Origin of the sequence: Nocardia sp. NPDC060259, from assembly GCF_042728775.1 — a bacterium.
GTDB lineage: Bacteria > Actinomycetota > Actinomycetes > Mycobacteriales > Mycobacteriaceae > Nocardia.
On sequence record NZ_JBHXAY010000044.1, the window covers coordinates 13,103 to 25,894 of the forward strand.

Genomic DNA, 12,792 nt, shown 5'->3' on the forward strand with positions numbered 1-12,792 from the left:
ATGTTCGACAGCATCATTACCGGCGGCCGCTGGTTCGACGGCACCGGCGCGCCCTCCGCGATTCGTCATCTCGGCATCAAGGACGGCAAGGTCGCCGAGATCTCGGCGACACCGCTCGACGAGACCGGCTGCCCCCGGGTCGTCGATGCCACGGGCAAATGGGTCGTGCCGGGCATGGTCGACATCCACACCCACTACGACGTCGAGGTGCTGCTCGACCCGTCGCTGTCGGAATCGGTGCGCCACGGCGTCACGACCGTGCTGCTCGGTTCCTGCTCGCTGTCGACCGTGCATGTCGACGGGGAGATCGCCGGTGACCTGTTCGGTCGCGTCGAGGCGATTCCCCGCGCCCACGTCGTTCGCGCGATCGAGGAGTCCAAGAGCTGGCACTCCGCGGCCGAGTACGCCGCCGCGCTGGACGCGCTGCCACTTGGTCCCAACGTGGCCTGCTTCATCGGGCACTCCGACATCAGGTCCGCGGTGATGGGCCTGGACCGGGCCACCCGCAAGGACGTCGCGCCCACAGCGGCCGAACTCGCCGCGATGGCGGGCAAACTCACGGAGGCGCTCGACGCCGGGTTCGTCGGCATGTCCTCGCAGCGGCTGCTGTTCGACAAGCTCGACGGTGAGCTGTGCCGGTCCCGCACCCTGCCGTCGACGTATTCGACCAGGGCCGAACGCCGCACGCTCACCACGATCCTGCGCACGCGCGGTCGCGCGCTCCAGGGCGGGCCCGACGTCAACCGGGCCGACACGATGATCGCGATGGCGGCGAGCAGCATCGGCCTGTGGCGTCAGCCGCTCAAGGTGAGTCTGCTCTCCGCGGCCGACATCAAGGCGATTCCCGGTGTGGCCAAGGTATTTCCGCTGCTGGCCCGCGCCGTCAACGCCCTGCGGGGCGATTTCCGCTGGCAGCATCTGCCGGTGCCGTTCGAGGTCTACTCCGACGGCATCGACCTGCCGATCTTCGAGGAATTCGGTTCCGGCGCCGCGGCTCTGCACCTGGCGAACCACATCGACGAGCAGCGTCACCTCATGCAGGACGAGCGGTACCGGCGCGCGTTCCGCAAGGACTACGACCAGAAGTACGGCCCGCGCGTGTGGCACCGCGACTTCTTCGACGCCGACATCGTCGCATGCCCCGACCCCACCGTGATCGGCAAGACCTTCGGCCAGGTCGGCCTCGACCGGGGCGGTCTGCACCCGGTCGACGCCTTCCTCGACCTGGTCGTCGAGCACGGCGCGAAACTGCGCTGGCGCACCACCATCTCCAATCATCGGCCCGAGGTGCTCAACGTCCTCGCCGCCGATCCCGGCGTCCAGCTCGGCTTCTCCGATGCCGGTGCGCACCTGCGCAATATGGCCTTCTACAACTTCGGCCTGCGCCTGCTGCGGCGGGTCGCCGACGCCGAACGCGCCGGTACCCCGTTCATGACGATCGAGCACGCGGTGCACCGGATCACCGGTGAACTCGCCGACTGGTACGGCATCGACGCCGGTCACCTGCGTGTCGGTGACCGTGCCGACGCCGTCGTCATCGACCCGGCCCACCTCGACGACACCCTCGACGCCTACGCGGAGAACCCGATTCCGGAGTTCGACAATCTCCCGCGCATGGTCAACCGCAACGACGAGACCGTCACAGCGGTGTTCGTCGGCGGGCGGTACGTGTTCGGCGCGGGAGTCGAGGATCCCGTGCTCGGCGCCGAGCGCACCGGCCGGTTCCTGCGCGCCGGATAATCGCCTGTCGGGCGGGGCGGTGGGCGGTGCGGGAATCGCGATCTGGGACAGTCGTGGCAAGTCCAGGTCACGCCAGCGAGAGGATTCGACATGTCGGACGCGAAACGGATCACCTGGGGCAAGCCGCGCCGTCCCAGCGACGCCGATCGTGACGCGCTGCGCGAGGACCTGCTGGCCAAAGCCCGCGCCGTACGAGCCGACGGCTGGGACGACCACCGCGCGCAGTGGCCCGCTGGCCAGGTCGCGGTGGTCGCCTACCTGCTCGGCGACACCGAGGTCCTCACCGAACTCGACGAGAACGACGCGACAGTGCTCAGCCGCTTCGCCGCCGACCTGTTCGGCTTCGTCGGCGGCCGCAAGGACAACGAGAAGGGCCTCGTCGACACCCAGGCCTGGTTCGACTCCGTCCGGAAGGCCCTCGGCCCCGCCTCGCCGTGAGCAGCCGACCGGCTCAGGCGGGTGCGTCGGTGCGCAGGACGCATCGGGTGGTGCTGTAGATGGTGGGCATGCACTCGTTGCAGTGGGTGCACAGGGAGGTCGTGGCGGGGTTCGTCTGCCAGCGCCGGATCAGGTCCGGTTCGCGCAGGAGCGCGCGGCCCATGGCGACGAAGTCGAAACCGTCGTCGATGGCCTGCTGGGCGGTGGGGCGGTCGGTGATCCCGCCGAGCAGGATCAGCGGCAGGGTCAGTTCCTGCCGGAATCGCTGAGCCTTCTCCGCGAGATAGGCGGGGCGATAGGGGTATTCGCGCAGGAACTGCTTGCCGACCACCTGGAAACCCCAGCGCACCGGTATCGGCAGGGTCTTCGCGAAGTTCTTGCGCGGCGCGTCGCCACGGAAGATGGCCATCGGATTGAGCAGCGAACTGCCCGCGGTGAGCTCGAGCGCGTCGATCGCACCGTCGTCCTGCAGCCAGGTCGCGACCTGGAGCGACTCCTCGATCGAGAATCCGCCCCGCACACCGTCTTCCATGGTGAGCTTGGCCGTCACCGCCATGGTGTCACCGACCGCGTCGCGCACGGCCCGCACCAGTTCCCTGGCCATCCGCGCCCGATTGACCAGCGAGCCACCGTAGTCGTCCTTGCGGCGATTGAGCATCGGGCTCAGGAACGAGCTCGCCAGATAGTTGTGCCCGAGGTGCACCTCGACCGCGTCGAACCCGGACTCGCGCGCGAATCGCGCCGCCCGGGCGTGCGCCGCGACGACCTCGGCGATCCCCAGTGCGTCGGGAACCTTGGTGAACCGCATCCCGAGCGGATTGAACATCCGGCTCGGCGCCAGCGCCGGCGCCTGGTTGGACTTCGCGTTCGCCACCGGCCCGGCATGCCCCAGCTGCGCGCTGACCGCCGCGCCCTCCGCGTGCACGGCATCGGTGAGCCGGCGCAATCCCGGCACCGCCTCCTCGCGCATCCAGATCTGATGCCGATCGGTGCGCCCACCAGGGGCCACCGCGCAGTACGCGACGGTCGTCATCCCGACCCCGCCCGCGGCCACCTCGCGATGGAACTCGACCAACTCGTCGGTCGCCAGTGCATCCGGCGTCCGCCCTTCGAACGTGGCCGCCTTGATCACCCGATTCCGCAGGGTGAGCGGACCGAGGACAGCGGGCGCGAGAACATCGCTCATGCGCAAAAGTGAAACACGTTACAGTTCGCTCGGCAATGGGGGAGGTCCGCTCAGTGGACAACAGAAACGACGACGGCGCCCACCGAGTCGGATCGGAGGGCGCCGTCGAGGGCGAGATCGCGCGCGAACTACCAGCGGTCAGGGGTGACCGGTGCGTCCCACGCCTTGGCGAAGCGGGTCTTGTCCTTGGTGTCGACTTCCTTGCGCCGGTAGACGATGTACGGGCGGGTCAGGTAGCCGATCGGGGCGCTGAACATGTGGACGAGGCGGGTGTAGGGCCAGGCGAAGACCAGCGCCAGCACGACCAGGCCGTGCAGCTGGAAGGTCCACGGGACGCCGACCATGAGGCCGGGCTCCGGGTTGATCGAGAACAGGCTGCGGAACCAGGGGGAGACGGTGGTGCGGTAGTTGTAGGTGCCCCACAGCAGGTTGGAGCCCCAGGTGTTGAGCAGGCCGGTGACCAGGGCCAGCGTGAGCAGCGTGTACATCATGACGTCGTTGCGGCTGGTGTTCTTGCGCACGGCGGGGATGACGAGGCGGCGGTAGCACAGGATGGCGACACCCGCCACGACCATCAGGCCCGCGACGGAACCCGCGCCGACCGCGAGGAGGTGATACGCGTGCTCGGAGATGCCGATCGCGGCGGTCCACGACTCGGGGATCAGCAGACCCATCACGTGGCCGCCGAACACGCCGAGCATGCCGAAGTGGAACAGCGGGCTGCCCAGCTGCAGCAGCTTGGACTCGTAGATCTGCGAGGAGCGGGTGGTCCAGCCGAACTGGTCGAACCGGTAGCGCCAGACATGGCCGAGTACGAAGGATGTGGCGGCGATGTAGGGCAGGATCAGCCACAGGCCTTCGGGGAGCGGGATGGTGGCGTTCATCGGCGGCCTTCCGTGGCGTCGAACAACGAGGGGTCCATGGCGAAGGGTTCCAGCCCGACTTCCTCCTCGGGCGGGCCCTGCGCGGCGAGTTCGGCGATGCGGCGCCGATCGGCGGTGGTCACCGGCGGCAGCGTGGTCAGCACCGCCGCGAGCACGCCACTGTAGGGAGAGTTGTTGTCGCCCAGCGACAGTCGCAGCAGCTCCATGACCGGAACGTGCTCGCCGAGCAGGCGCTCGCCGCCGATCGGGTCGACGGTGGCGGCGAATTCCAGCAGCACCGGCAGGTGGTCGGGCAGTTCCTCGTCACCGAGCTCCACACCGGCCTGGCGGTAGGCGTGCTTGAACCGCAGCAGCGCCATGCCGCGCTTGCGGGTGTCGCCGAAGGCATAGAAGGTCAGGTGCAGGCTCGCGCGGCGGCGCATGTCGAAGGTCTCGACGTAGCTCTGGGCCACCTCGATCGACGGGGTGTCGCGCAGATAGGCGAGCACCGCGTCGAAGTGCGCGCGCACCTCGGCGGGCAATTCCGCTGCGGCGGCCGACATCTGGTCCAGCAGGGCCAGGGTCTTCTCGCCGGGATAGTCGAGCAGCAGCGCGGCCAGCCGCCAGACCACGCGCCGGTCACGCTCGGCCATGGCGGTGACCGGCTGCGGTCGCTTGCGGATCGAGAGCAGACTCATGGCGCCACGCCGCTGACCGTGGAGTCGGCCACGGCAGCGCCGTTGCTGCCGTTGCCGTTGCTCCCAGCGGCGGCGCCGTTGCCGTTCGCTGCGGGGGCAGTCTTGTCGGTGCCCGGCACGAGCCCGGAGGTGCTGCGACCGTCCCAGTTGAGCAGGTTGATCCGGCCCGACTTCTCCTCGGGCGCTGCCTGATTGGTGTCGGCGAGCGAGAACTTCTCCACGACCTGGTCGAACGCGGTCATGCCCGGTCCGCCGTCGGTGTCGAGGCTGCACCCCGTGGCCAGTGAATCCAGTTCGTGCGCACGGGAAGTCGCGCCGGAGGGGATCACGTAGCGGTGCTCGTACTTGGCGATCGCGAGCAGCCGGTACATGGCCTCGATCTCCTCGGGCTCGAGCCCGATCGACGGCGCGATACCGGGCTCGGGCTCCTCACCGAGATTGACCGACCGCATGAACGCCCGCATTCCGGCCAGCCGCTGCAGCGAGGCGCGCACCGGCCCGATCTCGCCTGCGGTGAACAGCTCGGCCAGGTATTCGATCGGGATGCGCAGCGCGTCGATGGCGCCGAACAGGTTGCCCGCGTCCTCGCCGTCGTGGCCGGTCTCGCTGAGCACGTCCACCACCGGCGACAGCGGCGGCACGTACCAGACCATCGGCATGGTGCGGTATTCCGGATGCAGCGGCAGCGCCAGCTGGTAGTCCACGATCAGCTTGTAGACCGGCGAATCCTGTGCGGCCTGAATCCATTCCGGCGAGATACCGGCCTTCTCGGCCTCGGCGATCACCCGCGGGTCGTGCGGGTTGAGGAACACACCCAGCTGCGACGGGTAGAGGTCCTTGTCATCGGTGACCGACGCCGCCTCGAGCACCGCGTCGGCGTCGTAGAGCATCACGCCGATGTAGCGCAGCCGGCCGACACAGGTCTCCGAGCACACGGTCGGGATGCCGACCTCCACGCGCGGGTAGCAGAAGGTGCACTTCTCCGCCTTGCCCGTCTTGTGGTTGAAGTAGATCTTCTTGTACGGGCAGCCGGTGATGCACTGGCGCCAGCCACGGCACTTGTCCTGGTCGACCAGGACGATGCCGTCCTCTTCGCGCTTGTAGATCGCGCCCGACGGGCACGACGCGGCACACGACGGGTTCAGGCAGTGCTCGCAGATGCGCGGCAGGTAGAACATGAAGGTCTCTTCGAACTCCAGTTTCACCTTGTCCTCGAGCTTGCCGAGCAAGGGATCCTTGCCGACCGCTTCGGGACCCGAACCGAGGTCGTCGTCCCAGTTCGCGCCCCAGGTGACCTTGGTGTCCTCGCCGGTGATCAGCGACTTCGGCCGCGCGACCGGCGTGGTGTCGGTGGGCGGGGACGCCAGCAGGTTGTCGTAGTCGTAGCTCCACGGCTCGTAGTAGTCCTCGACCGTGGGCAGATCCGGGTTGGCGAAGATGTTCATCAGGCGCTTGAACCGCGAGCCCGACTTGAGCGACAGCTTGCCACGCTTGTTGAGCGTCCAGCCGCCCTTCCACTTCTCCTGATCCTGGTACTGGCGCGGATAACCCTGTCCAGGACGGGTTTCCACATTGTTGAACCAGACGTACTCGGTGCCACCGCGGTTGGTCCATGCCTGCTTGCAGGTCACCGAGCAGGTGTGACAGCCGATGCACTTGTCCAGGTTCATGACCATGGCGAGCTGAGCCATTACGCGCATGTCAGTACTCCACGTTCTGGTTGCGGCCATTGGATACAGCGTGGTCACTTCGTCGCGTCATGTCAGTACTCCACGTTCTGGTTACGGCGACGGATCGTGGTCACTTCGTCACGCTGGTTTCCGGTGGGCCCGTGGTAGTTCAGGGCGAAGGACTGCTGGGCGTAGCCGCCGATCAGATGCGACGGCTTGATCAGCACCCGGGTGAGCGCGTTGTGGATACCGCCGCGCTTGCCCTTGGATTCCTTGGTGGTCTGCTCGGTGCCCTCGATGCGCGGCACGTCAACGGCGCGGTCCTGCGCGTGGTACATGAAGACCGTGCCCTCCGGCATGCGGTGCGAGACGATCGCGCGGGCGACGACGATGCCGTTGCGGTTGACGGCCTCGATCCAATCGTTGTCGGCGACACCGATCTTGGCCGCGTCCCGGTCCGACATCCAGATCGTCTGACCGCCGCGCGAGAGCGTCAGCATGTGCAGGTTGTCCTGGTAGGCGGAGTGGATGGACCACTTCGAGTGCGGGGTCAGGTAGCGCACGGTGACGCCGCTGCCGCTCACATTGCCGATGCTCGGCTCGGCGAACAGCGCGGTCATGTCCAGCGGCGGCCGGAAGATCGGCAGCTGCTCGCCGAGTTCGATCATCCAGTCGTGGTCGAGGTAGAAGTGCTGGCGCCCGGTGAGGGTGTGCCACGGCTTGAGCCGCTCGACATTGATGGTGAACGGCGAGTACCGGCGCCCGCCGCTCTCACTGCCCGACCATTCCGGCGAGGTGATCACCGGGACCGGACGGGCCTGGGTGTCGGCGAAGGTGATCTGCTTGCCCTCGGCCTCTGCGGCGAGGTCGGCCAGCTTGGTGCCGGTGCGGCGCTCGAGCTCGTGGAAGCCCTCGACCGCGAGGCGGCCGTTGGTGGTGCCCGACAGCGCCAGGATGGTCTCGGCGGCGAAGGTGTCCTTGGCCAGCGAGGGGCGCCCGGCGGCGACGCCGGAGACGACGGTGCCGTTCTTGCCCGCGAGGTATTCCACCTCTTTGTCCGGGTAGGTCGTGATGCCCTTGGTGGTCACGCCGAGGGTGTCGACCAGCGGACCCAGTGCCGCGAGCTTCTCCGCGATCTTGGTGTAGTCGCGCTCGATCTCGACGATCTTGGGCATGGTCTTGCCCGGAATCGGCTCGCACTCACCGGCTTTCCAGTCCAGCACCTTGCCGCCGGCCTGCGCCAGCGCGTCGGGCGAGTCGTGCTGCAACGGCACCGCGACGATGTCCTTGCGGGTGCCCAGGTGCTTCTCGGCCAGCCAGGAGAAACCGCGCGCGATCCGGTGGAACGCGTCGAAGTCGGTCTTGGCCTCCCACGGCGGGGAGATGGCGGGGGAGAAGGCGTGCACGAACGGGTGCATGTCGGTGGAGGACAGGTCGTGCTTCTCGTACCAGGTGGCGGCGGGCAGCACGATATCGGCGAACAGGGTGGTGCTGGTCATGCGGAAGTCCAGGGCGAGCAGCAGATCCAGCTTGCCCTCGGCGCCTTCCTCGCGCCATTCCAGTTCCTGCGGCCGGACGCCGTTGGCGTCGGTGGTCTGCAGGTTGGAGCCGCAGCCGAGCAGGTGCTTCTGGAAGTACTCGTTGCCCTTACCGGAGGAGCCGAGCAGGTTGGCCCGCCACACCGTGAGCACGCGGGGGAAGTTCTCCGGTGCGTCGGGGTCCTCGCAGGCGAAGCGCAGGTCGCCGGACTTGAGCTGGGAGACAACGTGTTCCGCCGGCGTAGCGCCCGCCGCCGCGGCCTCGTCGCTCAGGTCGAGGGGATTGCGGTTGAACGTCGGGTAGCTCGGCATCCAGCCGAGCCTGCTGGCCAGGGCGATATTGTCGGCGGCGGTGCGGCCCGCGAACTTGCCCTTGCCCAGCGGCGAGGCGAACGAGTCGGAGGTGAACGGGTCGTAGCGCCACTGGTCGTTGGTCAGGTACCAGAACACGGTGCCCTGCATCTGACGCGGCGGGCGCTGCCAGTCCGAGGCGGAAGCCAGTGTCGCCCAGCCGGTGACGGGACGGCACTTCTCCTGGCCGACGTAATGGGCCCAGCCGCCGCCGTTCTTGCCCTGGCAGCCGGTCAGCAGCGTCAGGGTGAAGAAGGCGCGGTAGATCTGATCGGAGTGGAACCAGTGGTTGGTGCCCGCGCCCATCAGGATCATCGAGCGGCCGCCGGAACGCTCGGCGTTGTCGGCGAATTCGCGGCCGATGCGCGCGGCCTGCACGGCGGGCACACCGGTGATGCGTTCCTGCCAGGCCGGGGTGTAGGGCGAGTCGGCGTCGTCGTAGCCCTTGGCCCACTCACCGGGCAGGCCGTCGCGGCCGAGGCCGTACTGCGCGAGCAGCAGGTCGAAGACGGTCGTGACGCGTTTGCCCGCAACGATTTTCGTCGGGACGCCACGCAGGATCGTCTCGGCGGTATCGGTGTCGAAGCGCGGCAGGGCGATCGTGGCCGGCGCGTCGGTGGAGTGGCCGAGCAGGGTGAGCAGCGGGTCGACGCCCTCGAGGTCGAGGTTCCACTTGCCCGCGCCGTCCTCGCCGAAACGGTGGCCCAGCGAACCGTTGGGCACCACCGGGTTTCCGGCCTGATCCAGCAGCACGGGCTTGTGCTCGACACCCTCACCGGTCTGCCCGAGATCGGCGGCGGTGAGGAACTTCCCTGGCAGGGAGCCGTCCTGATCCGCCGCCTCGTCGAGACAGATCAGGTAAGGCAGGTCGGTGTAGGACTTGATGTAGTCGAGGAACATCGGAGTCTGCTTCTCGAGGAAGAACTCCTTGAGCACGACATGACCCATGGCCATCGCCAGCGCGGCGTCGGTGCCGGGGCGCGCGGCCACCCACTCGTCGGCGAACTTGGTGTTGTCGGCGTAGTCCGGGGAGACCACGACGACCTTCTGGCCGCGGTAGCGCGCCTCGGTCATGTAGTGCGCGTCGGGCGTCCGCGTCACCGGGACGTTGGAGCCCCACATGATCAGGTAGCCCGCGTCGAACCAGTCGGCCGACTCCGGCACGTCGGTCTGGTCACCGAAGACCTGCGGCGATGCCACCGGCAGGTCGGCGTACCAGTCGTAGAAGGAGAGCATGTAGCCGCCGATCAGCGACACGAAGCGCGCGCCGGTGGCATGGCTGACCATCGACATCGCCGGGATCGGCGAGAAGCCGGCCACCCGGTCGGGGCCGTACTGCTTGATCGTGTAGACGTGCGCGGCGGCGGCGATCTCGGCGGCCTCCCACCACTCGGCCCGGACGAAACCGCCCTTGCCGCGCGCGGTCTTGTAGGCCTTGGCCTTGACCGGGTCCTCGACGACCGACTCCCAGGCCAGCACCGGGTCCTTGAGCTCGGCCTTGGCCTTGCGGTACAGGTCGAGCAGGGTGCCGCGCACATACGGGTAGCGCACGCGGGCGGGGGAGTAGGTGTACCAGGAGAACGACGCGCCACGGGGGCAGCCGCGCGGCTCGTACTCCGGCTTGTCCGAGCCCACCGACGGGTAGTCGGTCTGCTGGGACTCCCAGGTGATCACGCCGTCCTTGACGTAGATCTTCCAGGAGCACGAACCGGTGCAGTTCACGCCGTGCGTGGAGCGCACCACCTTGTCGTGTGACCAGCGGTCCCGGTAGAACGCGTCGGCATCGCGCCCGCCGACCTTGTAGACCGACCGGCTGTCCGGCGATACCTCACCGCGCTGAAAGTATTTACCCAGGTTCAGCAACGTGTCGCCGATATCGGTGGGCGACGGACCATGAGTGCGCGAATTAACCACGACGCCCCCTTCGAGCTGTGCATTCGGGCTGTTAGATGGCAACTGTAAAGAGGCGTACTGCTCCGGCAAAACGAACTTTTCACAACCTCCCTTGACGCTCGGTGAGCTGTGAGGTCGGCGCAATCTCGTGGTCATGGACCCGGCGCGCGGCCTAACCCGCGAATCGGGTCCGACCAGGGTGAACAGGCTCCGAGCAGCCGCGACGGTGTCGGCGGGGAGCATGGCGCGGAGTATGCGGTGATGCTTCCGAAACCGCCGCTTCTCGGGCGGTTTACATTTGTTTACACGCCTGAGAGGCCCGCTGAACAGGGCGGATGTGACGGCCCGCACAGTTCGGCCTGCGCGAACATGCCGGAATTCGACGCGGCCGTCGAGTCGGCGCGAGGGTGGGGCGCCTACCTGTCGCACGGAGTTGCCGGTCGGTAACTACCCAAGGCTTAACGCGTCAATATAAAGAAACGGCAACTTTTCCGTTCGGCGATTGGTTCGATGTTGAAACCTCATCCAGGATGAGGCGGTGCAGACAGGGAGGGTTGCGGTGCTACCGAAGACATCGTCCGGCGGTCCGGCTGGTCCACCGAGGCCGCCGACGCTCGGCGGGTTGCTGCGGCGCCTACGCGACGATCGGCGGATTTCCCGGGAAAAGCTGGCCTTCGCGGCCGGTGTCAGCTCGAGTTACATCACCCATCTGGAGAGCGGCGACCGGGACCGCCCCACGCAGGCCGTGGTCGAGGCGCTCGTGCGCTATCTCGACCGCATCGAGCCGGTGACCGATATCGAGCGCAGGCATCTGCTCGACCTGGCGGGTCTGTCCGCCGTGGGCAATCCGTCGGTCGAGGACCTACGCGCCGAGATCAATGCCGAGATGCGCCGCACCCTGGCGCTGCAGGAGCCGAACCTGGCGGCCTATGTCGATACGCGCTGGAATGTGCTGGCGGGCAACGAGTCCTACCATCGCGCCTTTCCCGGGCTGGTCGAGGATGTGAACATCCTGCGCTGGTTCTTCGGCAATCCGCTCTCGCGCAAGGTCATGGTGGAGTGGGAGAAGGAGTCGTCGCTGACCGTGCACTGGCTGCGCGGTCTGATCGGACAGCAGGGCGGCGGTGACTGGGCCGCGGACCTGCTCGACGAACTGGCGCAGTACCACGACTTCCGGCGGATCTGGGACGACGGCGACACCGTCTACGGTCGCGAGCACACCGCGATGCGGCTGTGCGATCTGGACACCGGCGAGTACTACACCATCGACGTCCAGCTGTTCCGGCTCGATTCCGTCGCCTACCCGGGCCGCATCCAGTACTACCTGGGCGTTCGCGGACCTGACGGGTCGCCCGTCGCCGGCTAGATCCCGGCGACGGCGACCGGCGCCGTGAGGTCCGGCGCGCACGCGGTCACCAGCTCGATCAGTGCGGCGGCGACCTGCTCGGGATGGGTCAGGGCGCAGCCGTGACCCGCCCCGGCCACCGTGCGCACACCGCGGGCTCCGGGCAATCCGGTCGCCAGCGCCGCGCATTTGTCGGCGGTGCTGTTGTGGTCGTGCTCGCCGCGCAGTACGAGCGCGGGCGCGGTGATCTCACCGAGGCGGTCGAGGACCGAATCGCGGTCGATCAGGCAGCGCGCCGCCGACTGGATCGCCGCGCGGTCGTGGGTGAGCCAGCGGGTGATCCACCACCGCCAGACATCCGGGCGGTCGCCGCCGATCAATTGCGGAGCGAGTTTTTCGGCCAGCGGAACCAATTCGCCGGTGCCGCACCATTCGTCGAAGAATTCTTCGTAATAGTTTTCGTCGGCCCTGGTGCAGGCGCCCGCCTCGGTATCGAGCAGAGCGAGTCCGCCGACCCGCTCCGGCGCGAGCAGCGCCATGCGCAGGGCGGCATATCCGCCCTGGCTCATTCCGCCGACGACGGCACGTTCGACGCCGACCGCGTCGAGCACGCGCAAACCGTCCTCGGCCAGATCCCAGTAGTCGAAGCGCGGGTCACGGCCGTAGCCGGTGCGGCCGTGACCACGGGCATCCCAGGCGATGACGTTGATATCGTTGTGCGCCAATATCGTTCGAATCGGGTCGAACATCGATTCGTCCATCAGGAAACCATGGGCGAGTAGTACGGTGGGACCGCGGACGGCGCCGGTGCGGAAATGGATGTTCACCGAATCGGAGTGCACGTAGGGCATGCTCGAAAGATACAAGCGTGGACGACGTTTCCGTGTGGTTGCCGGGCATTGTCGCTACCGCCCGTTCGGTGTACTGCCGGACCTGTGAATTCACTGGCGAGTGTATGTACCTCACGGGGGCGTGCGTATTCCACCGAAACTATGGACACCCGTGTTCATGGGCTATTGGATCGGAGGAGAACGACGTTCGGCTCGATCAGCACATTCCCGGGGAGAGAC

The 12,792-nt window shown here is 67.6% G+C and carries 9 protein-coding genes; 3 read left to right on the top strand and 6 right to left on the bottom strand.

Features of this window, described 5'->3' with window-relative positions:
- Complete coding sequence (locus ACFWF2_RS17815; protein ID WP_379308520.1) at positions 1-1,740, top strand: amidohydrolase family protein; 1,740 nt, start codon at positions 1-3, stop codon at positions 1,738-1,740.
- A 90-nt stretch (positions 1,741-1,830) separates the two neighbouring features.
- Complete coding sequence (locus tag ACFWF2_RS17820) at positions 1,831-2,178, top strand: hypothetical protein (RefSeq protein ID WP_379308521.1); 348 nt, start codon at positions 1,831-1,833, stop codon at positions 2,176-2,178.
- A 13-nt stretch (positions 2,179-2,191) separates the two neighbouring features.
- Here ACFWF2_RS17820 and ACFWF2_RS17825 read toward each other — a convergent pair whose 3' ends face one another.
- From ACFWF2_RS17825 to ACFWF2_RS17845, 5 genes are all read right to left on the bottom strand, one after another.
- A complete protein-coding gene (locus tag ACFWF2_RS17825; protein WP_379308522.1) occupies positions 2,192-3,364 on the bottom strand; it encodes an NADH:flavin oxidoreductase in 1,173 nt (390 codons plus the stop codon).
- A 128-nt stretch (positions 3,365-3,492) separates the two neighbouring features.
- Complete coding sequence (narI, locus tag ACFWF2_RS17830; RefSeq protein ID WP_379308523.1) at positions 3,493-4,248, bottom strand: respiratory nitrate reductase subunit gamma; 756 nt, start codon at positions 4,246-4,248, stop codon at positions 3,493-3,495.
- On the bottom strand, positions 4,245-4,925 hold the full coding sequence (gene narJ / locus ACFWF2_RS17835; RefSeq protein WP_379082109.1) for a nitrate reductase molybdenum cofactor assembly chaperone: 681 nt from the start codon (positions 4,923-4,925) through the stop codon (positions 4,245-4,247). The genes narI and narJ overlap by 4 nt, the downstream gene beginning before the upstream one ends.
- Positions 4,922-6,616 carry a nitrate reductase subunit beta gene (narH, locus tag ACFWF2_RS17840; RefSeq protein WP_379308544.1) on the bottom strand — a complete coding sequence of 565 codons (1,695 nt, stop codon included), beginning with the start codon at positions 6,614-6,616 and terminating at the stop codon, positions 4,922-4,924. Before narH ends, narJ begins: the two co-directional genes overlap by 4 nt.
- A gap of 71 nt (positions 6,617-6,687) precedes the next feature.
- A complete protein-coding gene (locus tag ACFWF2_RS17845; RefSeq protein WP_379308524.1) occupies positions 6,688-10,398 on the bottom strand; it encodes a nitrate reductase subunit alpha in 3,711 nt (1,236 codons plus the stop codon).
- A 601-nt stretch (positions 10,399-10,999) separates the two neighbouring features.
- Between ACFWF2_RS17845 and ACFWF2_RS17850 the strand changes: the two genes are divergently transcribed.
- On the top strand, positions 11,000-11,743 hold the full coding sequence (locus tag ACFWF2_RS17850) for a helix-turn-helix transcriptional regulator (RefSeq protein ID WP_379308525.1): 744 nt from the start codon (positions 11,000-11,002) through the stop codon (positions 11,741-11,743).
- Here ACFWF2_RS17850 and ACFWF2_RS17855 read toward each other — a convergent pair.
- A complete protein-coding gene (locus ACFWF2_RS17855) occupies positions 11,740-12,573 on the bottom strand; it encodes an alpha/beta fold hydrolase (protein ID WP_379308526.1) in 834 nt (277 codons plus the stop codon). The genes ACFWF2_RS17850 and ACFWF2_RS17855 overlap by 4 nt on opposite strands.
- Between the last annotated feature and the right edge of the window lie 219 nt (positions 12,574-12,792).